Source organism: Geofilum rhodophaeum (assembly GCF_002210225.1).
GTDB lineage: Bacteria > Bacteroidota > Bacteroidia > Bacteroidales > Marinilabiliaceae > Geofilum > Geofilum rhodophaeum.
On record NZ_MWUJ01000025.1, the window covers coordinates 1 to 25218 of the forward strand.

The 25218-nt window shown below is 49.5% G+C and carries 19 protein-coding genes; 13 read left to right on the plus strand and 6 right to left on the minus strand.

The genetic code is table 11. From position 1 onward, the window contains the following. The first annotated feature begins 167 nt into the window (after positions 1 to 167). The gene (locus B4W65_RS17735) at positions 168 to 359 is read left to right on the plus strand and encodes a type II toxin-antitoxin system RelE/ParE family toxin (RefSeq protein ID WP_394335460.1); all 192 of its coding nucleotides are present in this window, start codon (positions 168 to 170) and stop codon (positions 357 to 359) included. A gap of 135 nt (positions 360 to 494) precedes the next feature. Here the strand turns inward: B4W65_RS17735 and B4W65_RS15240 are convergent, their stop codons facing one another. The 5 genes from B4W65_RS15240 to B4W65_RS15260 all read right to left on the minus strand — a co-directional run bounded on the left by B4W65_RS15240 (position 495) and on the right by B4W65_RS15260 (position 6406). Next, positions 495 to 1085 (minus strand): hypothetical protein, encoded by a 591-nt coding sequence (locus tag B4W65_RS15240; RefSeq protein ID WP_088656035.1) that lies wholly within the window; start codon positions 1083 to 1085, stop codon positions 495 to 497. Positions 1086 to 1110: 25 nt separating this feature from the next. Continuing rightward, entirely contained in the window at positions 1111 to 1986 is an 876-nt protein-coding gene (locus B4W65_RS15245) for an RHS repeat domain-containing protein (protein ID WP_088656036.1), read from the minus strand. A 224-nt stretch (positions 1987 to 2210) separates the two neighbouring features. Beyond that, positions 2211 to 4160 (minus strand): glycoside hydrolase family 97 protein, encoded by a 1950-nt coding sequence (locus B4W65_RS15250; RefSeq protein ID WP_088656037.1) that lies wholly within the window; start codon positions 4158 to 4160, stop codon positions 2211 to 2213. Positions 4161 to 4198: 38 nt separating this feature from the next. Further along, entirely contained in the window at positions 4199 to 4723 is a 525-nt protein-coding gene (locus tag B4W65_RS15255) for a GNAT family N-acetyltransferase (RefSeq protein WP_088656038.1), read from the minus strand. A gap of 15 nt (positions 4724 to 4738) precedes the next feature. Further along, a complete protein-coding gene (locus B4W65_RS15260) occupies positions 4739 to 6406 on the minus strand; it encodes a nucleoside kinase (protein ID WP_088656039.1) in 1668 nt (555 codons plus the stop codon). A 343-nt stretch (positions 6407 to 6749) separates the two neighbouring features. Here B4W65_RS15260 and B4W65_RS15265 point away from each other — a divergent pair, with 343 nt between their 5' ends. The 7 genes from B4W65_RS15265 to rsxA are packed head-to-tail and all read left to right on the plus strand — an operon-like array spanning position 6750 to position 12435. Then, positions 6750 to 7172, plus strand: a complete 423-nt coding sequence (locus B4W65_RS15265) for a SoxR reducing system RseC family protein (RefSeq protein ID WP_088656040.1) — start codon at positions 6750 to 6752, stop codon at positions 7170 to 7172. After that, the gene (locus B4W65_RS15270; RefSeq protein ID WP_088656041.1) at positions 7169 to 8035 is read left to right on the plus strand and encodes a Fe-S cluster domain-containing protein; all 867 of its coding nucleotides are present in this window, start codon (positions 7169 to 7171) and stop codon (positions 8033 to 8035) included. The genes B4W65_RS15265 and B4W65_RS15270 overlap by 4 nt, the downstream gene beginning before the upstream one ends. Positions 8036 to 8088: 53 nt before the next feature. Next, positions 8089 to 9426, plus strand: coding sequence for an electron transport complex subunit RsxC (rsxC, locus tag B4W65_RS15275; RefSeq protein ID WP_088656042.1), 1338 nt, complete (start codon positions 8089 to 8091; stop codon positions 9424 to 9426). Positions 9427 to 9468: 42 nt separating this feature from the next. After that, complete coding sequence (locus tag B4W65_RS15280; RefSeq protein WP_088656043.1) at positions 9469 to 10473, plus strand: RnfABCDGE type electron transport complex subunit D; 1005 nt, start codon at positions 9469 to 9471, stop codon at positions 10471 to 10473. A gap of 22 nt (positions 10474 to 10495) precedes the next feature. Then, complete coding sequence (locus B4W65_RS15285) at positions 10496 to 11218, plus strand: RnfABCDGE type electron transport complex subunit G (RefSeq protein ID WP_088656044.1); 723 nt, start codon at positions 10496 to 10498, stop codon at positions 11216 to 11218. Positions 11219 to 11238: 20 nt separating this feature from the next. After that, the gene (locus tag B4W65_RS15290) at positions 11239 to 11823 is read left to right on the plus strand and encodes an RnfABCDGE type electron transport complex subunit E (protein WP_088656045.1); all 585 of its coding nucleotides are present in this window, start codon (positions 11239 to 11241) and stop codon (positions 11821 to 11823) included. Positions 11824 to 11862: 39 nt separating this feature from the next. After that, the gene (gene rsxA / locus B4W65_RS15295; RefSeq protein ID WP_088656046.1) at positions 11863 to 12435 is read left to right on the plus strand and encodes an electron transport complex subunit RsxA; all 573 of its coding nucleotides are present in this window, start codon (positions 11863 to 11865) and stop codon (positions 12433 to 12435) included. A 7-nt stretch (positions 12436 to 12442) separates the two neighbouring features. Here rsxA and B4W65_RS15300 read toward each other — a convergent pair whose 3' ends face one another. After that, positions 12443 to 16435, minus strand: a complete 3993-nt coding sequence (locus B4W65_RS15300; RefSeq protein WP_158522868.1) for a two-component regulator propeller domain-containing protein — start codon at positions 16433 to 16435, stop codon at positions 12443 to 12445. 194 nt (positions 16436 to 16629) lie between these two features. Here B4W65_RS15300 and B4W65_RS15305 point away from each other — a divergent pair, with 194 nt between their 5' ends. From B4W65_RS15305 to B4W65_RS15325, 5 genes are read left to right on the plus strand one after another with little or no spacing between them, the layout of a single operon-like run. Continuing rightward, positions 16630 to 17832: a glycoside hydrolase family 53 protein gene (locus tag B4W65_RS15305; protein ID WP_088656048.1), complete on the plus strand. Its 1203-nt coding sequence runs from the start codon at positions 16630 to 16632 to the stop codon at positions 17830 to 17832. Positions 17833 to 17834: 2 nt separating this feature from the next. Further along, positions 17835 to 18896, plus strand: coding sequence for a DUF4982 domain-containing protein (locus B4W65_RS15310; protein ID WP_088656049.1), 1062 nt, complete (start codon positions 17835 to 17837; stop codon positions 18894 to 18896). Further along, on the plus strand, positions 18883 to 21825 hold the full coding sequence (locus tag B4W65_RS15315; protein ID WP_088656050.1) for a SusC/RagA family TonB-linked outer membrane protein: 2943 nt from the start codon (positions 18883 to 18885) through the stop codon (positions 21823 to 21825). The genes B4W65_RS15310 and B4W65_RS15315 overlap by 14 nt, the downstream gene beginning before the upstream one ends. Before the next feature lie 30 nt (positions 21826 to 21855). After that, entirely contained in the window at positions 21856 to 23448 is a 1593-nt protein-coding gene (locus tag B4W65_RS15320) for a RagB/SusD family nutrient uptake outer membrane protein (RefSeq protein ID WP_088656051.1), read from the plus strand. Between the two features lie 17 nt (positions 23449 to 23465). Next, a complete protein-coding gene (locus tag B4W65_RS15325) occupies positions 23466 to 25154 on the plus strand; it encodes a DUF5114 domain-containing protein (RefSeq protein WP_088656052.1) in 1689 nt (562 codons plus the stop codon). Positions 25155 to 25218 lie beyond the last annotated feature (64 nt).

Here is a 25218-nt window from a genome sequence, read left to right on the forward strand (position 1 = left end):
GACTACTTCTTAGTTAATACTTACAGACTACTTCTTAGTTAATACTTACAAACCATATCCGTTTTTGAACGACAGGCCAAACGTCTGATTAAAAAATTCCCTTCTTAAGAACGGAGATACAGACGCTCATTAAACAGCTTAAGGAAGAACCCCAAAAGGGCACTTCTATTGGCCACAACTGCTGCAAAATACGTCTTGCCATTGCCAGCAAAGGAAAAGGCAAATCCGGTGGCGCCCGCATTATTACACACGTGGTTTTTAAGGATGATACCGTTTACCTGTTATCTATTTACGATAAATCAGATATCGAAAACCTTACTGATAAGGAAATTCTGGAACTTATTAAGCTGATTCCATAAAAACACCCCAAATGTCATGTCTAACTTTTGGGGTGCAGTTCAACTTGCTAGGCTTTTTTATTTACTCTCTTCTCAGCTTCGATTATCGATCGGGATATCATAATTCGCAGCAAACAGAATGACAGCTATAACAACTTAATTTATAAATCTTTTTGAATTAAAGTATTTTCCTAATGGGATTACCAAAAAGTAAAAAACTAAATACGAAAAAAATAATCTGTTATAAAAATATCTATATATTTCATCAATGTACTTTGTCAACTCAAGAATAACCAAGCATAAATACCCTAAAAACAAAAACACAAGCCCCCAAAACATTCTCATTTTAACAACCCCTAAAGCATTGTTAATTAATTTCATAAAAAACACTTTGTCAATTATCCGCTTCCGATATTTAAATGCATTAATAAACATTAATACCAATTGGTTTTGCGCTAGAAGGATCTCAATCTTAGAGTTAATGAAATCATCGAAATCCTCATTTTCTTCTTCAGTTAAACCATTAGTCCGTTCTTTTATTTCTAGTCTTTCTATTCTGTTATTAGCAATAATAAAAGCCCTTTTCAACTCTCCTATTTCAATATAACTCTCAACAATATAGGACATGACAATATCATCATTATCACAACTATTTTCTTGATCCTCATAATAATTAATAATCTCTTTGTATTTCTCGCTTTCAAAGAGTTGCGCAATTAATTCCTGTTCATTTTCATTATCTGCCATAAGTCATTTGCATTATACATTATCTCTATAAGGGTGAGGGTGGCGGTATCGGCAAAGGATCTTGCCTAGGCAATTCTGGCTCTTCTGGTTCTGGAACTATAACTGGTCGTGGAAGAGGCTCTACCTGTCCAGGCTTTATTCTTTCTGGGTCAATCCTTGAAGGATCCCTTTCTGGGTCAATCCTTGAAGGATCCCTTTCTGGAGAAATAATTTTAGAGGTATTCGATTCCTCTGGAGAAAAAAAATTAACACGCTGGATAAAATGATCATTTAAATTCACATCATAAAATTCATGATAATTTTCAATTTTAAATTCATAATCTCCAGGATGAATTGTCGAGCGATGGTTTATATAAAAGTCCAAAGCAGACCAAGTCATTCCAGCAGCAGCTCCTGCAGCGGCACCCTCTGGGGTTCTCTTAGGGTTAAACCTCTTAGGTCGATTTGTTGAATGCGATTGTCTGTGGTTTCTTGTCTTATTTTTATTCCGAGCCTTTCTGCTTCTTGCAAATAAGTCACTTTTAAAAGAGATATCTCCTTGATAACTTCTACTAAGAATCCATCCTGTTGAGATTACTCCTGTAGCTAACAATCCGAATTTTATTAAGCCAATAGCAGCACCTCCAATGATAATAACGGGATGTTCGCCATTATAATCAATATATGAAATAGGATTGTTGCCAGCATAATCATAAATTGTTGTATGCGAAAACTCCTCAGCGAGTGGATCGGGTGTATGAAACCTACCCAACGTCGGGTCATACATCCTGGCCCCGTAATCGTACCAACCCGTTTCATCTTGAATTTCCTTTCCATTATAAAGGTATTTGTTGTCACTTTCTGGGTTATATGGCGTTTGTCTTAAACCAAAAAGATAATAGTCCGATCGTTGTAATGCAATTGCCGTCTATCCTGTTCCACGCTCAAAAGCTACCCATGTGCTACCAAGGTGATCCTTTATAAAGGTACTCATAGGTATAAATAGGTTTATTACTGCTGCCATAAGACACTCTTACAACGCCCTCGTCGTGATGAATTAAATCAAGTAATCAGTCAATCTGAATTAACGGAAATATTCTCTCAATCGGGAATTAAGGTGCAGGCACCATAACTCCTCCCTCGAAATCAACGAACCAGCACAAAGCCGCCTTCGGCTTCCATGGCTAAGCTCAATTTGCCTTTACGATTGATTTTGAGGGTGCTCATCCGGGCCTGCCCTTCGGGGGTGTCGGTATAGGCTGTGAGCTGGGTTCCGGCCAGCATGGGCAGCTCAAGATCGAGCGTAAGTGCTTTGCCGGTGGCGTTGGCGCCGGCAATGTACCATTGCTCGCCATGTCGCCGTGCCAGAACAACGTAGCGTCCGGGATAGCCGTCGATAAATACGGTCTCGTCCCAGGTGGTGGGGACTTCCTTCATAAAATCGATGACAAAAGCGGGAAATTCCTGGAGGTTGTTGGGGGCCAGGGCAAAAAACTGAACGGCATTCTGGAACAAGATGGCGGTGGACAGCTGAAAGGCGTCGGTGGTGCGTCGGGTGGTCCCGCCGTCGTTGCTGCGGTTGTGCCTGCGGTTGAGCAATACGGGACCAAATTCCATGGAACCTACTGCGTTTCGGATAAAGGGATGCAGGCAGGCATTGTAGGCTTCCTGATCGTTGGCATGCTGACCAAAGATCAGGTTTTCGGAGGCAAGTACGGCTTCGCTGCCTATGTAATTGGGGTACATGCGCTCCCAGCCGCGGGGTAATGTGCAGCCATGAAAATTCACCATCAGTCCGTAATCGTTGGCGTCGGATAAAATGGCTTCGTACAGCTGCATGGTCACTTGTTTGTCGCCCCCCAGAAAATCAACTTTTATGCCTTTTACGCCCTGGCTCTGCATCCAGGCCATTTCTTTTTTGCGCACTATGGGGTTGTGCAACTTGTGGCGGGGCCCCTGCGGTGCATCGTTCCAGTGACCGTTGGAGTTGTACCACAAAAAGACATCGACATTTTTTGACTGGGCATAAGCGATGAGGGTGGCCATACGGTCGTAGCCGATTTCGGTGTCCCACAAGGCGTCAATAAGGATGTACTCATAGCCCATTTCAGCTGCCAGATCGATGTAACGCACCTGGTCGTCGTAGTTCATACTGGCATCCTGCCACATGATCCAACTCCAGGTGGAACGACCAAAGCGGTACTCCTGAGAGGCTTCGTAGCGTGGCGCTACCACATCGGTATAGATGGTGGTCTCCACAATGGGCTTAAGGCTGCTGCCCACTGTAAGCGTGCGCCAGGGAGTTGCTCCGGGCAGGGCCAGAGCGGGCTCGGCGCTGCCGTGCCCGTTGTTCTCGCCCGTCTGAGGATAGGCAATGCTGTAAAGTCCGTCGGGGCTGCCTTCGGACAAACGGGAGCCACAATACGATGCATCCACGCCGGTCTCGGAGACCAAAACCCAGCCTTCGTTGGGCGTTTTAAATAAACCCGGGAAGGTATAGCCAACCCCGTAACGGGAAGGGGAGCCTATGGGCTCGTCGGTGACATAGGGCTCTTCGTAACTGGGCTTGGTACGCATCCAGCCAACCATGGGGGGCGACTGGGGACTGAGGAAGGTGGTGCTGCCTTTGGGAAAGCGGAAGCCGGTGATCTCTTGTTTTACGATGCAGGTAGCGGTCTCCCCTACGGCCGGCAGATGGTAGCGGAAGGCCACATCGTTGTTGCTTACCTGAAATTCGATTTCGAGGACTTGCCCCTGGGCGTTGGCCAGGGAGAGCAGCAACACATTGGCTTCGTAGTGCACTTTGGAATGTTTGATGCGGTCTTGTTGGTAATGCTTGCTTATATGGTCTTCGCGACTGCCCTTCCATTGCAGGTCCGAACTGAAATCAGAAACAGAACTGACCAGTCCCAGCGGAGAATCCTCGAGCATTACAGCGCCCTTGTAACGGACGCTGTAAAAGGCTTGTCCATCGACCAGACGGACTTGCAGGTCCAGTTGACCGTCGGGACCACTTACTTTACGACTGTCATTCTGAGCCAATACGCTAAACGAAAGAAAGAAGAATCCACTGAGGACTAAAAGAAAATTTTTCATAGTAGGCTGCTTAACTTTTGAAGGATATTGAAAATGATTTATAATACTTTTTCGTAGGCGCGGCGGGGACTGCCCCTAAACCAGACGGTGCCGCAGTGGTGGTAGTTGCGCTTTTCAAAAAGGCGCAGCATGGCGGTGTTGTCGAAGTTGGTGTCGGCTTTGATGCTGGGCAGGCGGAGACTGCGGGCATGGTCTTCAATAAAATCGAAGAGAAGGTGCGACAAGCCCTTGCCAATCCAGGCATCGGCCAGGGCTACGCGGTGCACCACCAGAAAGTCGCCCCGGGTAAGCCAGCTGCCTTGGAGACGGGCGTATTCGGGCTCGTCATTGACTTTAAGCGCGCAATAGGCCACCACCTGATTATGGTGCAGCATAACATAGCCACTTCCGCCGGCCAGGTCCCCGCCTACAACTTCGGGATTGGGATAACCGTCCTGCCACTGGGCGCTGCCATCGGCTTTGCGCCGGGCAATGGCCTGTTGCAGGATGGCCCAAACGGCAGGCGCCTCGCAGGCGACTGCCGGTCGGAAAACAAAATTCTTGCTTGCGTACTGCTCACTCACCGGACCAACTCAGGTTTAATAGGTAAAACTGCTCCCGCCCAAAAACTCCCGCAAAATGGAGGTGGGTGGAATTTCCCGGGGCTGCATGGGCTTGAAATTATTGAAGAATTTCAAAAGCCGGTTGGCCTCGGCGTACTCGGGCTGATTGGGCTGGACTTCGAGCAGAATGGGTTCGGCATAGGGCTTGAGTACGGCAAATTCGTACAACAAGGCGGTATTGAACATTACATCGGCTTCTTCCTGATAGGGAAAAATGTGCTTCTCCTCGCCCCTGCGCACACTGGGCCAGCGACTGATGGTGTCGCGGGCGGAGTATTTGCGGTATTTGTAATCGCGCACAATGCGCCGTATCAACCGGTTATCGGTAGTGGCGATGCGCGTTAAGTCGTCTACATTAATGCTGGTCAGGGCCGACACATACACTTTGAATTTGGCTTCATTGGGTATCGAAGGGGTCAGTTCGGGGTTCAGTCCGTGAATGCCCTCCACAATCAGGATGTTGTCCTTTTCCATTTTAAGGGTCTCCCCATCGTAGAAACGGGTACCAGTTTCGAAGGAAAACTTGGGAATCTCGACTTCCTCGCCGGCCAAAAGCTGACGAAAATGGGTGTTCAACAAATCCAGATCCAGGGCTTCGAGCGCCTCAAAATCAAATTCCCCATGTTCGTCCTTAGGCGTATGGTCGCGGTCCACAAAGTAATTGTCGAGCGACAGGTTAAGGGGTTTGATGCCAGCTACCAAAAGCTGAACAGCCAGGCGTTTGCCAAAGGTGGTTTTGCCGCTGGAGGAGGGACCGCTGATGAGCACCACACGGAGTTTGTCGCGCCGATCGGCGATGCGATCGGCAATGTGGGCAATTTTCTTTTCGTGCAGGGCTTCGGTGACTTTCACCAGGGTGTCGGAACGACCGTTACCGGCGGCTTTGTTGAGGTCGCTGATTTTGGTCATCCTTAAAATCTTGTTCCACTGACTGAATTCGCGGAAGATTTCAAAGAGTTTGGTCTGCACCACCAAATCTTCCAGCTCACCGGGTTGACTGCTCCTGGGCAGGCGCAGCAACATGCCGTTGTAGTACTTATTGAGATCAAAGGTTTTGAGGTAGCCGGTGGAGGGCACCATGTAACCATGGAAAATGCCGAAGTACTCCCCCATTTGATGGTAGGAGGTGTAATATTGCCCCCGGTGACGAATCAGGGCGGTCTTGTCCTGCAAGCCGCGCTCCTCGAGCAATTGAATTACTTCATCGGTCTCGTCCTTTTTCTTTTCGAAGGGCAAATCAAGGGCCACCAGAGCACGCATTTTCTCGGCCAAATCAATGGTGTCCTGTACGGTGAGCTCACCACGCAGGTTGTCCACTTCGCAGTACAAACCTTTGCTTACCGAGTGCTCGATACGCAATTTGGCACCCGGGAGGACTTCCTGAACCGCTACATAGAGCAGAAAAGAGAGACTGCGCACATACATGCGCATGCCGTCGGGGTGGGTAATGTCGAAAAACTGAACGGTTTTGGGCTGGAAACATTCATAACCCAATTCGCGAATGCGATTATTGACCATGGCACCCAAAATGGGATTGGCCAATTGAACCCCGCACAAACGAGCCACTTCGAGCAAGGAAGTGCCCCGGGGCACAGCGACTTCCTGATTATTATTAAGACATTTGATCTTCACGGTTTTGGTCATAGTACACACAATTAAGGTAAGCAACTACTGCAAACCTGCAGCCTTGCTAAGATAGGGATTTATTTTGTCACTTTAAAAGACCAATAATGTGCAATATTCCAACAGATCGGCAGCTTGCTCCGTTAAAAAAAACGCTCAACAGATTTGTCAAGATTAAAACATTATTGCAATCTCCAGATTGCAATATAAGCAACTATCAGTCAGCATTGAACACAATTTAACAGCCGGCTATTTTTATTTATTCTAAATAGAAACTACTTGAAGCTGATATCCTTAGCTCCAAGTTTCCGTACAGATTACATACTTTTGCTTAACCCGGCCCTCAAAAAAAAATGTGGCTGAAATGAAAAAAATAGAACATGAAGGCATTGTTGATCAAATAAGCGACAAAGCCATCAAAATTAAAATAATGAGCATGAGTGCCTGCGCTTCATGTCACGCCAAAGGTGCCTGTACCATGGCCGACATGGCCGAAAAAGAGGTGGAGGTACCAATCAATGGCAACTACAAAATTGGCCAAAGGGTGATGGTAACAGGCTCCACCGCACAGGGACTTCAGGCCGCCTGGTGGGCTTACATCTTGCCCTTGCTTTTATTGCTGCTGACCCTTTTCCTCGGCTTTGCCCTTACCGGCAAAGAAGGTTTGGCCGGACTCCTGGCCCTGGGCATTTTGATTCCTTATTTCATGGGACTTAAACTGGCCGATAAATTCATGAAGAAGACATTTCAATTCACCATTAATTCAATAAACGAAGAAGTATTATGAGCGTAGTTCTGATTACCATCGTTACGCTTGCCGGATTGGGAGCAATAGCTGCGGTTATTCTTTTCCTGGCTTCAAAGAAGTTTCAGGTGTTTGAGGATCCGCGGATTGATGTAGTGGAGGAAGCCTTACCGGCAGCCAACTGTGGCGGATGCGGATTCCCGGGTTGCCGGGCCTTTGCAGAGGCCCTGGTGAAAGCAGATGATATTTCCTCAATGAACTGCCCCGTTGGCGGGGCTCCAACCATGTCGATAGTTGCCGGAATACTGGGCAAAGAAGCCGGCAGCGCCAAGCCGCAAGTCGCAGTACTGCGTTGCAACGGCAGCTGTGAACACCGACCCCGCTTAAACAACTACCAGGGGGCCGTATCCTGTGCTGTAGCGGCCGCGCTTTATGGTGGCGAGACAGGCTGCTCGTATGGCTGTCTGGGTTGTGGCGACTGTGTGGCCGCCTGTAAGTTCGACGCCATGTACATGGACGAAGAAACCGGTCTGCCCGTCATTATAGAAGAAAACTGTGTGGCCTGCGGCGCCTGCGTGGAGGCCTGTCCCAAAGACATTATAGAGCTCCGGAATATTGGTCCTAAGAGTCGACGCATTTTTGTAAGCTGCGTGAACAAGGACAAAGGAGCAGTGGCCAGGAAGTCCTGCGAGGTGGCCTGCATTGGCTGCGGCAAATGCGAAAAGGTGTGTGCCTTTGATGCCATTACCATCAAAGACAATCTGGCCTACATCGATTACGAAAAGTGCAAACTGTGTCGCAAATGTGTGGAAGTTTGTCCCACCAACGCCATTCACGAGCTCAACTTCCCGCCGCGCAAACCCAAAGTGGAGAAAACCGAACCGGAAAAGGAGCCGGTGGCTTAATACCGTTTCATTTGAACCAATGCGATTCGCACAAAAAATAAGGAGGAAATAACGTGTTAAAGACCTTTTCACTTGGGGGCGTTCATCCCGCAGAAAACAAACGTTCTGCCAACAGCCCCGTTGAAGTTTTACCAGTGCCTCCGGTAGTGAGCATTCCACTGGCCCAGCACATTGGCGCTCCTGCCCAGGCCCTCGTTAAAAAGGGCGACGAAGTAAAGGTAGGTCAGGTCATTGCCCAATCGGCGGGTTTTGTTTCGGCCAACATCCATTCTCCCGTCTCGGGAAAGGTCGCTAAAGTCGACCAAATCGTGGATGCCTCAGGCTACCGTAAAGATGCCATCATCATCAATACCGAGGGCGACGAATGGGTAGAGGACATCGACCGCTCAGCCATTCTGGTTAAAGAAATCACCGCCAGTCCCGAAGCCATCATCAAAAAAATTGGCGAAGCGGGCATTGTAGGCTTGGGTGGCGCTACCTTCCCGGCCCATGTAAAGCTTTCACCCCCTCCCGGAAAGACCTGCGATGTACTCATCATCAACGGCGTAGAGTGTGAGCCCTACCTGACCAGCGACCACCGCCTGATGCTCGAAAAAGGAGAAGAACTGCTGGTGGGCATTCGCTTGTTGATGACTGCACTAAATGTTAAGAAGGCCATCATAGGAATTGAAAACAACAAGCCCGATGCCATTGCCCATATGGAGAAACTGGCGTCAGAATACGAGGGCGTTCGCGTTCAGCCCCTCAAAGTGCAATATCCCCAGGGAGGAGAAAAGCAACTCATCGACGCTTGTATGGGTCGCCAGGTACCCTCGGGTAAACTGCCCATTGAGGTAGGTGCTGTGGTACACAACGTGGGTACGGCTTATGCCGTTTACGAGGCCGTTCAGAAAAACAAGCCCCTGATTGAGCGCATTGTCACCGTTACCGGCCTTTCGCTGGCGCGTCCGGCCAACTTCCTCACCCGCATAGGCACGCCCATCTCGGTACTGATTGAGGCGGCCGGGGGACTGCCCGACGACACCGGCAAAATCATTGGTGGGGGCCCCATGATGGGTAAAGCACTGACTTCGACCGAAATTCCGGTGACCAAAGGGACCTCAGGCATTCTGTTGATGCCGCAGCCGCTGGCTTCGCGCAAGCCGGTAGATCCCTGCATCCGCTGCTCCAAATGCGTGAGCGTTTGCCCCATGGGCTTGTCGCCCTACCTGCTGATGCCCCTGGCCGAAAAGGCCATTTGGGATCGCGCTGAAGAAGAAAACATAATGGACTGCATTGAGTGTGGCTCCTGCAGTTTCACTTGTCCCTCATCGCGCCCCCTGCTCGACTACATTCGTCTGGGCAAGGCCAAGGTGGGACAAATCATGCGCAGTCGCACCGCAACAGCATAAGCAGCTGCCCTTAATTCGATACGTACAGATAAAACATAAGGCATGAATAAATTGATTGTATCCCCCTCTCCGCACGTACACAGCGGCGACTCTGTGCAAAAAAACATGTACGGGGTATTGCTGGCCCTGGTGCCCGCGCTGGCCGCCTCCGTGTGGTTTTTTGGACTGGGGGCCCTCATTGTTACCCTTACTTCGGTATTGGCCTGTGTGCTGTTTGAGCACCTTATTCAAAAATACCTGCTTAAAAAGCCCAGCACCATCATGGATGGTTCGGCAGCCGTAACCGGACTCCTGCTGGCGTTTAACCTGCCGACCAACATTCCTTTGGGACTCATCATCATTGGTGCAGCCATTGCCATTGGCATGGGCAAAATGTCCTTTGGCGGTCTGGGACAGAATCCTTTTAACCCTGCTTTGGTGGGAAGGGTCTTCCTGCTGATTTCCTTTCCGGTGCAAATGACCAGCTGGCCGGTGCCGATAGCGGCACGCGGCGCCTACATCGATGCAGTTACAGGCCCCACGCCCCTGTCGGTGGTAAAGGAGGGACTGGCAGCCGGTCGTCCTTTCTCCGAACTCACGGCTGAAATTCCTTCCTACCTGAATCTGTTTATGGGTCAGATGGGTGGTTCGGCCGGTGAAGTGGCGGGTGTTGCCCTCTTACTGGGCTTGGGCTACATGCTGATAAAAAAGATTGTTACCTGGCACATTCCGGTGGCGGTTGTGGGCAGCATCGCGGTGTTTACCGGTGTTCTGCACCTAAGCGACCCCCAGGCCTATGCCAGTCCCCTCTTTCACCTGTTGACCGGCGGGGTGTTGCTGGGCGCCTTTTTTATGGCCACCGACTACGCCAGCTCGCCCATGTCCAAACGAGGCATGTTGCTCTATGGAGCAGGCATCGGCATCATTACGGTACTCATCCGCATTTACGGGTCCTACCCCGAGGGAGTGTCTTTTGCGATTCTCATAATGAATGCCTTTACACCGCTCATCGACAAATACATAAAGCCGAAACGCTTTGGCGAAAAACCGGCTGTTCAAAAAGCATAAAACTAAAAAAACACATAGTAAAATGGGCAAAAGCGCATCTACTCTACCCGCTATGGTTCTTACCCTGCTGATTATTACAGCAGTGGCCGGAACCTCCCTGGGCTTTATTTACAAGTTGACCCAGACTCCCATTGCCGAAGCCGCCGTATTAAAGCAGCAGGAAGCCATTCGTATGGTGGTACCTGAGTTCGACAACGATCCGGCATCCGAAATGTACGAGCTGACCTCAGAAGAGGGATTTACCTTAAAAGTATTCCCTGCCAAAAAAGACGGCCAATGCATTGCTGCAGCCATCGAATCGGTTTCGAACCGGGGTTTTGGCGGAGAAGTTAAAATAATGGTGGGCTTACAGCCCAACGGGACCATCATCGACTATCAGATTCTGGAACACAAAGAAACGCCGGGACTGGGAACCAAGATGGTCGATTGGTTTAAGCCAGTGGCAGCCGGAGCAGAAGAAAAAAGCCGCAATGCTTTTTTCGACAAGCTCTTTGGCATTAAAGCAGCCGAGGGCGATGGTGGTGAAAACGGGCAAAGCATTCTGGGCAAAAATCCGGGACAAATCAATATGACGGTAAAACAAGACGGCGGCGATGTGGATGCCATTACGGCAGCAACCATCACCTCACGGGCCTTTTTGCATGCTGTAGCGGTAGCCTATACCACCTTTACGCACAACACCGATTGCGAAAGCGGTGCCACAAAGATCGAGGAAGCCCCCACCCGGGAAGGGGCCGAACAATGAAAATATAAAAAGTCTATCGTATGAATCAGTGGAAGAATTTTTCAAAAGGTTTCTTTAAGGAGAATGCCGTTTTCACCCTGCTCCTGGGTATGTGTCCCACCCTGGGGGTTACCTCATCGGCCATCAATGGTCTGGGAATGGGTTTGGCAACGACCTTTGTGCTCATTATGGCCAACCTGGTGGTTTCCCTGGTAAAGGATTTCATTCCCGACAAGGTGCGCATCCCCGCCTTCATCGTTATCATAGCCACCTTTGTCACCATTGTTGAAATGGTGATGCAGGCCTATGTTCCGGCACTTTTCGATGCACTGGGCCTCTTCATCCCGCTCATTGTGGTAAACTGCGTAGTTCTGGGTCGCGCCGAAGCCTTTGCCTCTAAAAACAATGTGGGCTCATCCATTATCGACGGAGCAGGCATGGGCCTGGGATTTACCATGGCCCTGGTCATGCTCGGGAGCATTCGCGAACTGCTGGGCAGCGGCTTCTTATTCGGTCTGCCGGTGTACCCCGAAGAATACGGCATGCTGGTATTTGTTCTGGCGCCCGGCGCCTTTATTGCCCTGGGCTACCTAATTGCCATCATCAACCGCTTTAAAAGAGCCTGAATCGGACTCCAATAATATTAATCAAAACAGGTGAATGCCATGACCTATTTTCTCATCATCATATCGGCCATTTTTGTCAACAACATAGTATTGGCCCAATTTCTGGGAATCTGCCCCTTTCTGGGTGTTTCCAAACGAATTTCTACCGGTATTGGAATGACCGGCGCAGTGACCTTTGTAATGGTTATTGCTACCATCGTTACCTGGTTCATCCAAAACTACATCCTCATTCCATTTTCCGTCACCTACCTGCAAACCATTTCCTTTATTCTGGTCATTGCTGCCCTGGTACAGCTGGTCGAGATTGTGCTTAAAAAAGTGAGTCCCCCACTCTACCAGGCCCTGGGTGTATTTTTGCCCCTGATCACCACCAACTGTGCCATTTTGGGGGTAGCCATCATGACGGTAAGTAAGGATTTCAACATTGTGGAAGCAGTGGTCTTTTCCATGGCCTCGGCCATAGGCTTTGGCCTGGCTCTGATTACCTTTGCCGGCATTCGCGAACAACTCGACCTGATGAACATCCCCAAGGGCATGCAGGGCGCCCCCATCGCCCTGGTGGTGGCCGGCATTCTGGCCCTGGCCTTTATGGGCTTTGCCGGTATGGTTTAACTCCTTTTCAGGACTCCCCGGCCGCCCAGGCCGAGGGAGTTACCCCATATTTCGATTTAAAGCTCCGGGAAAAAGAGGCCAGACTCGAAAAACCAACGGCGTACATGACCTCTGTAATGTTTCCCTCTTGATGGCGCAGCATATCGGCCGCCTTTTGCATGCGATAGTTCACCACGATCTCCTTGGTAGACCGGCCGGTGATCTCCTTTAATTTACGGTACAAATGGGTGCTGCTGAACCCCACCTCCTGAGCAATTGAATCTACCGACAAATCGGGATTGGACACTTGCCCCTCTATGATCCGCATCACCTTCTGTAAAAACAATTCGTCCTCCGCCAAAGGTTTCCCCTCCCCCCCTTGGGGATTCAACATCAACTTCCGCACAAAATAGGCCTCCATTTCCTCGTCGCGCCGAAACATCCCCACAATACAAGCACGCAAATAATCCATATCCACCGGCTTGGTCAAATACAAATCGGCACCCGCCTCCATCCCCTCGGTCTTTTGGCTATCAAGGCCCTGAGCCGTAAGTAGAATCACCGGTAAATGCGCCGTGGTTTTATCCTTTTTTAAGCGAGAGCAAAGTGCACGCCCATCCATCCCGGGCATCATGACATCGCTGATTACCAAATGCGGATGCACCCGATGAATCAACTCCAATGCAGCTTCTCCGCTCTGGGCCGTGTGCAGCTCGTAACTGTCGTCCAGACCCATAACCATATAATCCAAAATATCTGAATTGTCATCGACCAGCACCAATCTGCGGTTCCGCGGCACTTGCTGTGACTCCGAACGGGAAGTCAGCACGTGAAACTGCAAGCCCTCCTGAATCTGCCCGGCAGCAGGCACCTCAACACCAGGGTCATTACGCAACGGAAGCGTTAAGGTAAAACAACTTCCGGCTCCAGGGCTACTCTCCACCCTCAAATCGCCCCCATGCATCCGTGCATATTCCCTGGCCAGGGTCAACCCAATTCCCGATCCAATTTTTCCTTTATTGTCGGTTACCGATTGAAAAAAATGCTCGAAAATCTGCTGCTGTTCCTCAGCCCGAATGCCCACACCGTTGTCGCTGACTGAGACCTCGAACACCTCTTCTTTCAATGCAAGGGACAAAACAATTTTACCCCCATAGGGGGTGTGCTTAAAGGCGTTCGAAAGAAGATTAAACACAATGGTCTCCAATTTTACGGCATCCACATCCACAACAAGTTCCGTTTGTTCCAAGGCAAGTGCATAAGCAATTTCGTGGCGCATAGCCATATCTTCAAACGCTCTGAAAATATTTTCTAAAAAAGGAACCAGGTTGAGCTTAACGGGCACAAAATCAAGTCCCGCATCCTCCAGTTTACGAAAATCAAGCAACTGATTAACCAACTTATACAAACGCTGAGCATTACGGTGAGCTATTTGCAGCATCCTTTGCTGCCGCTCACTGGTTCCCGGACTTCCTAAGAGTTCCTTAACCGGAGGAATAATAAGGCTGAGGGGAGTGCGAAATTCATGTGAAATATTGGTAAAAAACTGCAGGCGGGACTGGTAAATGGATTCACTGTGCTGCTTTTCAATACGCACCAACTGCAACTCTGCATTCAGTCGCTGACGGTAGGTAAACAAACGAAAAACCACATAAAGCGTCAGTATGGACAACAGCAGATACAGTACAATAAAAGCCGGACTTAGCCAAATGGGAGGATCCACTTCGAGCTGCATACGTCGCACCGAACTCCAGGTGCCCAGGTGACTGGAGCCCTTAACCTCAAAGAGGTATTTTCCGGGTCGCAGGTTGGCGTACACGGCAAAATTTTCCTTACCAGATGTCCGCTGCCACTCTTCCTGTAAAGGCAGCATACGGTAAGCAAACTGACTTTCCGCAGGAAACAAATAGTCAAGTGTGGAAAATTCAATGGTTACCGAATTTTGCTGGTAGTCCAGCCGCAACTCATCCAAATAGGCCAAATCACGCTTTAACACCCCCTTGTCGGCACCCGGACCAACCACCTCATTGTTCAAACGCAAACCGGTCAATAAAACACTGACCTTACTGGTATCCCGACCAAAACCCTGTACATCCAAATCAATAAATCCATTATCGCCCCCCACCAGCAGACGCCGACGAGACGCCAGGGTGCTGGCATAGGCATAAAAAGAGTTAATGGGTGCATAATGCTGCAAGGGCAGCGTAACATAACTGCCCGCATCGGCATCAATACACAAAAGTGTGCGCAAGGTACTGGCCCATATCCGTCCCTGAGCATCCACCTGCAAATTCATGATTTTTTCGGGGCGTCCTGTAGCCAGCGAAACAACATCGAGACGATCGCTGGCGGGGGCATAACGCAAAAGTGCATTCTCCAGCCCCACATACAACAGACCCTCCTCATCTATTTGAATTCCAGAAATGTAGCGATGATCTAAAACCCGATTAATTTTATCCATCGAACGTTTCTCCTTCCCGTTTTTGGTAAAGGTCCATAAACGATTGCGACTGGCATAATACACCAGCGAATCGCTCAGCAAAACCCGGCCGTTGCCGTCTTCATCAATTCGGGTAAAAATAATATCTGAAGGATCATCTCCTGCAAAATGCCCTTTATACAAGCCCCCTTCCCAGGCCACCAGCCACAAGGTAGTATCGTTTTCCAAGATAAAATTACTGATGTAGTTGCTGTGCAAACCGTTTTCCCTGGAGGCAGTTATGGCATGCATCTCATTTCTGTGGCCATCCCAAACATTTAGTCCACCTGCCGTCCCAATCCAAATACGTCCGCGCTTATCCTCCTGCAAGGCGTAAACATTATCGAGCAAAAGGCGTCGGGGAACAGGAGCATCGGCTGAGAACAAGGTCGATGTGGAAAAATCGTTGTTGTGGTGAATAACCCCGTGGATGGTGGCGAGCCAAATCCCACCTGTTTTACTTACAAGCACATCGCGAACCTGATTGCCAATACGTGGGGCCTGATCCGAAAAAAAAGTTTCATGCAGCGTGTATAAGGGCTTACCATGATTAAGAATGCTTACCCCATTGGAGGTAATGAACCACAAACGCTGGCGCCGATCTTCAAAAATTTCCCAAATAACATTGCTGCCAATACTGCTGCTGATGAGCGGATCGTGGTAGTAAACCTGGTTGTGACCACTCTTTGGATGAAATACATTGAGCCCAAAATCCGTACCCAAATACAGCACACTGTCGTTGGGCGCATAAATGGTCTTAATCACCTCATTACTGAACTGCGTGTTACTGCCATTATAATGCTGTTGGTGCCCGCTACGATAATCAAAGGACACAAGGCCGGTTTCGGTGCCCACCCACAAAAGACGATCTTCCGCTCCTGGAACTGGCAACAGAGCGCAAACCAAATTATTCTCAATAAAAGGCTTATAATCTCCTTTAAGTCGATATGCCGAAATACGTCCACCCATATAACGGTTGAGGCCATCGTAAGTCCCTATCCACACCGTACCGTCGGGGGTCTGACAAAATGAACGAATCATGTTGTGACTCAAATCGCTGTTGTGGGTTGTAATTCGGTACATGTTGTCCTGCCCTTTTTCATAAACAAGCACTCCTTCAGAGGTCCCGGCCCACACATTGCCGTCGCTATCGCCAAATAAGGTTCTAATGACCCGGGCCTTGCCGGTCTCCAACCGCCGGGTCTCAAAAGTCTTTACGTCAATTACGTTAAGCCCATCCCAGGTACCTACCCACAATCGATCTCCCTCCAAAAGCAGGCAACTTATATTGTCAGAACTCAGCGAAGCAGAACCGCTGCTGCTTCTAAAATACTTCATATTATACCCGTCAAAACGACAAAGCCCTTCCTGGGTCCCAATCCATATAAACCCATACGCGTCTTGAACAATGGAATTGGTAACGTTAGAATTGAGGCCTTCCCGCGTGGTCAGGTTTAGAAAATACAAGGCCTCTGCCGACTCGCTTTTCAGCTGACCGGCCCCCAGTCCAAACAGAAGAAACACCAAAAAAATTCGCCTCATATATTTTAAGCAATGCAAGAAAACGACAATACACAAACAACTTAAGGCCAGAAAATTAACACAAAAACACGACATTCACAAATTTGCAATGTAAGATTCGGACAAACTTTGGTAAGCTGAGGAAAACAACTCCCCAACGACCCTTTGTATCTTTGTGTGAATAAAATTAGCAAACCAATACAACTTTTAACAATATGCTGACTAAAAAACGCCCTTATTTGCTGAGCATGGTCCTTTCGGGCTTATTTTTTCTTGGTTGCGGCGGCGAAAAAGACGATCCGAACCCCACGCCCACCGACCCTGAAAACCCAACTGAAGCTACTGCTGCTTATTATCATGGGGTAGATTTGTCGTACGTCAATCAGGTAGAAGACAATGGCGGCATTTACCGCGATGATGAAGGAGAAGTTATTGAACCTTATATCTTTCTGGCACAAAAGGGAGCCAATCTGGCCCGTTTGCGCATTTGGCATACCCCGGAAAACACGCGCGGCAACACCTACAGCGGATTAAAAGATGTTGAAAAGAGCATCAGACGGGCCAAGTTTGCCGGAATGCAGGTATTGCTCGACTTTCATTACTCCGACACCTGGGCCGATCCCAGTCACCAGGAAGTTCCAAAGGCCTGGGAGGCAATAAAAACCATTGATGTACTCAGTGATTCGGTTTATGCCTATACCTACAACACCCTGCTGCATCTGCATGAGGAGGGACTGTTGCCCGAATTGGTCCAAATAGGAAACGAAACCAATTGTGGAATGCTGCGCACCAATCTCCCCGATGGCTTTCCCAGTCTGGATGTTTGCAAGGGCAATTGGAGCAACTTTGGCGCCATTGTTAATGCGGGCATACAAGCGGTGCGCGACATGGATGCACTGAGTGGAAAAAAGACCCAAATCATTTTGCATGTGGCCGACCCTAAAAACCTGGAATACTGGACACGGGATGTGATGGCCAAGGCAGGAGTGACCGACTTCGATATTATGGGCGTGTCGTTTTACCACATTTGGCACAACACCGTGAGTTTTGATGCATTACCGGCCCTCATCAGCAATTTACGAACAAGCCATAAAAAAGATTTTATGGTGGTGGAGACCGCCTATCCTTTTACCACGCAAAACAACGACAGCTACAACAACATTTATTACGACCAGGAGCCGGTGAAGGACTTCGCCTATTCGGTAGAAGGTCAGAAAGATTTCATGATTGCACTCAACCAAAACATGATGGATGCAGGGGCACTTGGCATCATCTACTGGGAACCGGCATGGATCAGCTCTACCATGAACGATGGCTGGGGAACCGGATCGTCGTGGGAGAACGTGGCCTTTTTTGATTTCCAGGGACGGGCTACCAGCGTACTGGATTATCTGAATCACCCCTATCAAACAGAATAAGGATGAGCTACGAAGGGATGCTGAAGATTCTGCTTGCAGGCAGCTTTTTGTTGAGTGCCTGTATGCAGAATGCAAACATAAAAGAAGCGTCGAAACCGGCCGAAGGCACTGAGACATTAGTGGCGGTGCCCGATTCGGCATCGTTGCGCAGCATTGCCTACATCCCCGTTTTTCCCTATAATTTGAGGCAGGCGCCCCTTAGCGCTTACCAAAGGGATTTGAGAATGATAAAAAGGGCTGGATTCAATGCCATCAGTTACCGGGGGGAAGACTGTTCCCCGGCTCCCGACTTACTAAAAGCATTGGAAAAAGAGCACTTAGTGCTGACCACAAAGGAGGAGGTCGGCACAGTGTTGTTTGTAGACACCGTGCTCCAAAACACAGGAACCAGCGAAGCACTGACCGATGTATTTCGACGAAAAAGAGAGAGCTACTTTCTCAGTAAAAGTCAAAATGGCAGCACTCAACAGGAACTGTCTCCATTTGTACACATTCACCATTTTAATCGACAATCCGATGGACGAAAAGTGAAGGTGTACAGCAATTGCCAGGAGGTGGAACTGATTGTAAACGGATTAGCCTACGGACGACAAAGGCCTGATTCCTACTCCGAGGTGGCCCATTTGCAACAGCCCCCTTTCACCTTCATGCTCGACGAGTTTCACCCGGGAACGCTAGAAGCTCAAGGGTTTATAAACAACCAGGCTGTGGTATCGACCTCGGTTCGTACCCCCTTAAAAGCGCACAGCTTAAAATTGGAGATCAACGACCAGGGCTTGGCTGCACAAACCCATGGCGACTTGTTGGTGGTACATGCCCACTTGTCCGATGTCCAAGGGACCCTGGTACCTGAATCGGAACAGGAGGTCCTCTTTAGGGTGGGTGGCGATGCCATACTGCTCGGTCCCAACCCTGCCAAAAGTACAGCCGGCACCGCATCGGTCTTTTTACAAACCGGTTTGGAACAACAAATTGAACTGGTGGCCACCTGCGCCACCCTTCCAATACCAACGCAAACGATTCACCTTAAACTTCAAAATCACTTATCTGATGAAAAACAGTAACAACAGACGATGGGGTTTGCTCTTCTTTTTATGGAGCATGGCCCTGGTGCTATCGGCACAACAAAGAACGGTGACCGGCACCATTACCGAAGCCGGAAGCATGGAGCCCATACCGGGAGCTGCCGTGGTAGTTGAGGGCTCCACCAGGGGTGCGGTGACCAACATAGACGGTCAGTACTCAATTTCAGTAAGCGACAGCGATACCTTAATGGTCTCCTACCTGGGTTTTCAGACGCAGCGGGTGCCTGTTTCGGGTCGATTTAGGATCGATTTTGAACTGCAACCGGAATTCATCAGTTTCGACGAGGTGGTGGTCATTGGCTACGGGATGCAGCGCAAGGGCGACCTTACGGGCGCCGTTTCGAACGTCAGCAGCAAGGACTTTAATCAGGGCATCATTGGCTCTCCCGAACAATTGATCAACGGCAAGGTATCGGGGGTACAGATCACATCGGGCGGGGGTTCACCCACGGCCGGATCAACCATACGAATAAGGGGTGGCGCGTCACTTAATGCCAGCAACGATCCGCTGATTGTACTCGACGGTGTTCCCCTCGAATCGGGCGGAATCAGTGGTAATAGCAACAATTTCCTGAGTCTGATCAATCCCAACGACATCGAAAGCATGACGGTTTTAAAAGATGCTTCGGCCACAGCCATTTACGGCTCCAGAGCATCCAACGGTGTTATCCTGATTACCACCAAAAAAGGTGAAGGGGGCAAAACTCGTCTAAATTTCAGCACAACCAATTCGCTGCAGATGAAAACCAAGCTGCCCGAAATGTTGTCGGCCGAAGAATTTCGCACAGTAGTAAACAACTTTGGTTCAGCTGACCAACAGGCTTTGCTGGGCAGCCAAAACACCAACTGGAACGACGAGATATACCAAATGGCCTTTGGCACCGACAACAACTTCAGCATGTCGGGCGAAGCCTATCAACTGCCCTACCGCTTTTCCATAGGCTATTACAATCAAAATGGAATATTGAAATACGACCAGGCGGAAAGGATTACAGGAAGCCTGTCGCTTTCACCAGCGCTCTTTGATGACCACCTGAAACTGAATCTCGGATTAAAGGGCTCACTCAACAACAACCAATTTGCGGCCACCGATGCCATTTGGGCGGCAACGACTTTTAATCCCACGCAGCCTGTTTATTCACAAAATGAGAATTTTGGCGGCTACAACGAAGCCATTAACAGCGATGGAAGTCCTGTAACCTCCGGCGTCATCAATCCGGCGTCTCTGGTTGAATTTTACAACTCATCCAGTACCATTCAACGGCTCATCACCAACCTGGATATTAACTATCGGTTTCATTTTTTACCAGATTTACGTTGGCAAACCACCCTGGGCTACGATTTTGCCAAGGGAGAGGGAGACGTTTATGTCCCCGATTTTGCCGCTCAATACTACGTTTCCGGCGGTCGCGATTACAGCTATGGGCCCGAGGAAAAAGAAAACCGACTGTTGACCACTTACCTGAACTATAACAGAGATTTAACCGGGATCAACAGTACGCTGGATCTAACTGCTGGTTACGACTACCAAAGCTGGAAGAGCAACTCGCCCTTTTTCGATGAGCTGAATGTGGCAGGGGTTTCACAAAACCCCATTAAAGCCGAAGATCAGCGGCATGTTTTGCTCTCGTATTACGGCCGCGCCAATTACTCCTTGGCCTCCAAATATCTGGTCACAGCAACCATTCGTCGGGATGGGACTTCGCGTTTCAGCGAAGAAAACCGTTGGGGCACCTTCCCTTCTCTGGCGCTTGCCTGGCGCTTGTCCGAAGAAGGTTTTTTGCGCCATGTTCAAGCTTTGAGCAACCTTAAACTACGTGCCAGCTACGGTATTACCGGTCAACAGGAAGGCATTGGCAACTACGGCTACCTACCTGTGTACACCATCAGTCAAACCGGCGCCCAGTACATTTTTGGCAACACGCCAGTCAACACCTACCGACCCGAAGCTTATGTAGCCGACTTGAAATGGGAAACAACCAAAGCTTTCAACTACGGACTCGACTTTGGCTTTTTCAACAATCGCCTGTCGGGTTCGGTAGAATACTATACCCGAAAAACGGAGGACTTGTTGGCCCGTGTACCCTCCCCGGCGGGAACAAACTTCGACAAAATCATTTTGACCAATGTGGGCAATGTGGACAGCGAGGGCTGGGAGGTGAGCTTGATGGCGACACCCGTAGCCACGGATGATTGGGGATGGGACCTGAGTGTAAATGCCACCTGGCTAAGCCAGACCATTAAAAACCTGTCGATTATAGATGGCGCCGAAATCACAAACACTTCGGTTGGCCCAACCATCGACAGCTACTATTTTCAGGTCCTGACCGAAGGCTATGCACCCAATATGTTTTACGTGTACCACCAACTGTACGATGAGCAAGGCAGTCCCATTGAAGGGGCTTATGCCGATGTAGACCGCAACGACTTAATCAACACCGACGACTTGTACCGCTACCATTCGCCTGCGCCTGATTACATCCTGGGTTTCAGCACCTCTTTGCGTTACAAAAAATGGAGCATGAGTACCAGCTTACGGGCCAACCTGGGCAATTATGTGTACAACGGTATGGCCATGAATACTGGCGCATTGGGCACCATGTCGTACAACGCCTACCAGCTGAACAACCTGCACACCAGCTTCTTAAAAACGGGATTCAACAGTCGCCAATACTTGTCGGACTACTATGTGGAAAATGCCTCCTTCCTGAAAATGGACAATCTGACCGTAGGTTATAACTTCGGCGAAATTGCTCACCGTATTAATCTGAACATGAGCGCCATGGTGCAAAACGTCTTTACCCTGACCGAGTACAGCGGTGTAGATCCGGAAGTCCCGAATGGCATGGACCTTTCCTTTTATCCACGTCCCCGCATTTTTTCACTGAATCTGGGACTGCAGTTTTAATTTGGAAAAAACACCTAATAAAGAGCTAAAATGAAAAAAATAAAGATATTTTCCGTGGTGTTGGCAGCTTTGGCTACCTTTTCGGCCTGCACCAACGACCTTGAGCAATATCCCAATATTGAGGAGACCTCTAAAACGGTTTACGACCAACCCGAAAACTACCTAAGTGCACTGGCCAAGTGTTACGCTTCTTTTGTCACTGCAGGACAAGGTAAAGGGGGCGAAGATGAAGATTTGAGCAGCAACAACGGCTACGATTACATGCGTTGCTATTTTAATATGCAGGAGGCGGGAACCGACGAACTGGGCTCTACCTGGATCGAGGGGGACAACATTGGAAACCTCACTTACCTGAGCTGGGACGCGCAGGATTCCTGGGTAGCAGATATGTACTACCGTTCGTACTATTCCATTTCGCTGTGTAATGAGTTCTTAAAAAACAGTACCGACGAACGCATTGCCGGCTTTGGGGAGTCCGACCAGGAAAACATTCGCAGGTACCGTGCAGAAGCACGCTTTTTGCGTGCACTGGCCTATTTTCATGCCATGGATCTTTTCCACCACATTCCGTTTGCCGACGAAAGTCTAATTGGCAGCTCGCAATTGCCGGAGCGCTGGGAGGCGAAGGATATTTTTAACTTTTTGGAAACCGAGCTGAAAGCCGTTGGTGAAATATTGCCCTCAGCGGCCAATACCGAGTACGGACGTACACCGCGTGGAGCAGCCTGGATGCTTCTGGCCCGCATGTACTTAAATGCGGAGACTTATGGGGCCGGCGAGCACTATGAAGCTTGTATGACCTATGCGCAAAAGGTGCTGGACGAAGGTTATGCCCTGGAGCCCGATTACAACAAACTTTTTAATGCCGATAACCATAAGCGGGTGGGCGCAGGCCAGGAAATTATTTTTCCGCTGGTGGTGGACAGCCGCAATGTTGTTTCCTGGGGCGCCACTACCTACCTGGCTTGTGGACAGGTAGATACCGACTTTGGTCCGGCAGCTGAAACCCTTGGAGTAGCCAGTGCCTGGAGTATGTTTAGGGTACGTGGCGAAATTCCGGCCTTGTTTGAAGGCAGCACCGACGATCGGGCGCTCTTTTATTCCGAAGGCCAGAATCAATATATGGATGGTGGCGTAAGCGACCGCAGTGGAGGTTTTTTTGTGGTAAAATGGGACAACCGTGCCGACGACGGCACGGTGGCTTCGGACACAGATACCGACGGGGTGGACATCGATTTTCCGCTATTCCGCCTGGCCGATGCCTATCTGATGTATGCCGAAGCGGCTTTGAGAAGCAATACCGGTCTTGATCAGGCCCTGGACCTGGTTAACGAACTGCGCATCAACCGAAATGCACCTGAAGTCAGTCTGAACGACCTGAGTGCTACGGTGGATGGCATTCCTTTTAAATTCTTTTTGGACGAAAGGGGAAGAGAGCTGTATTGGGAGGCGGTGCGACGCACGGACCTGATTCGTTTCGACGCCTTTACAAGCGACAAATACCTTTGGCAATGGAAGGGCGGAGTAAAAGACGGCAAGGCTGTAGATCAACGCTACCGCATCTACCCCATTCCGGCCACAGAGCTGTCGGCCAACCCCAACCTTTTTAATGAAGATTACTAATACTAAACCTGATAAAGATGAAACGATTCATTAAATATATTCCGGCGCTTTTTCTTTTGCTGGCTTTGGCAGCCTGCGAAAAAGATGGCGATTTAATTACGGTTTCGGGTTTCGAGGCCGGCCAATTAACAGCCAACAACAACACGGTAGAAATTACGGCCGACAATCAGGAAGCTGCGGTTTTGGCGCTTGGCTGGACCGAAAGCGAACTGGTTCTGAGCGATCCTTCTATGAAGGCGCCCTCCTCCATTCCGCTGGTTGAAATAGAAGTTTCGGCCAGCGAGGACTTTGCCTCATTCAGCATCGTGAGTCCCAGCGGCAACCCGCACACCTTAAAGGGCTTGGCTTTAAACACGCTGGCTCTGGAATTGGGTCTGGAAGCAGGAACGGCTGCCCCACTGTATTTCCGGGCCAATATGGCTCTGGGTAAAAACACCGATGCGGTTTACAGCAACATTTTAACTGTTGCGGTTACACCCTTTGAGACCGACATGAGCAAAGGCTTTATTGTGAATGCAGAGGGAGAAGCCAGCGGCTATTTGTACTCGCCCAACAGCAATGGCGTTTACAGTGGGTTTATGAATGCTACAGCCTGGGGCAACTGGTTTATGAAGGAAGGCGACGGAACCCTATGGGGCAATGTGGGTGAGGACGGCAACGAATTTCGCCTGAGCAGCGAAACAGCCAGCCACTGGAACCTATGGTTTCCGGGAGTAGGTGGTTGCTACCTCAGCACCGTTAACACCTTAGATGGCGAATGGTCGGCCACTTTATTGCAGGGATTACAAGCCAGCGGCGATATTGCCGGAGATTTCACTTACCTAAAGGCTGAAACCGCCTGGATGTTGACCTTTACTGCGGAGACTGCCGGAGCCTCCTTTACCGTTGGCAGCAGCACAAAAACCTACAACGTGAGTACCGGCACCAACGATGAAGCGGCTGCAGATGGTGAGATTAATTTTATACCGACCAGCGACAACAAGCTGGACTACCAGCTCACCGAAAGCGGCAGCAGCTTTACCGTAAATGAGGCAGGTACCTATACCCTGACCCTTCACCTGGCCGATCCAGCCAACCTTCGTTATACCCTCGAACAGGGCGAGGTTGTGATTGAAGACCCCATCAGCGACAAACTGTACCTGCCTGGTATCGACGATTTGATTCGCGGAGGGTGGACTTTCGACACGTATCTGCGTCTTCAGAGCGACCTGGACTCTACTTTTGCTGGTATTGTTAATGTAGATTCCGAATGGGGCTATGTGATGATGCTGGAAGCTGAAAACTGGGGCAGCGAATACAAGCAAGGCGAAACAGCGGGCTCCCTGATGCCTCCGCCATCTGAGGCAGGGAACATTGCTGCTCCGGAAGCGGGACTCTGGCTGATTGAGACCGACCTAAAAAACCTCAGTTATCAATATACCGAAGTAAGCGAAGTGGGCTACAGCGGCCTCAACGACGATTGGGCAGACATTAGTCTCCTGACTGCTGGTGAAACCCCGGGCGTTTTTACGGCTGAAGTCAGCATCAGCGCACCCTCTGAGTGGGGTTTCCAAATCCTGTTGAACAACGACTGGAACCTGATTTTCGGTGCCGACGAAGGTGGTCTTTTATACAAGGGCGCCAACATCAACTACGATCTGGAAAACGGCAACTATTTGCTGAAGGTGGATTTCAACACACACAGCATCACCTTTGAAGCTATATAAGCCCTTTACACTGGGATAAGAAACAGGGGCTCAGGCCCCTGTTTCTTTAACTTCACACAGGCAA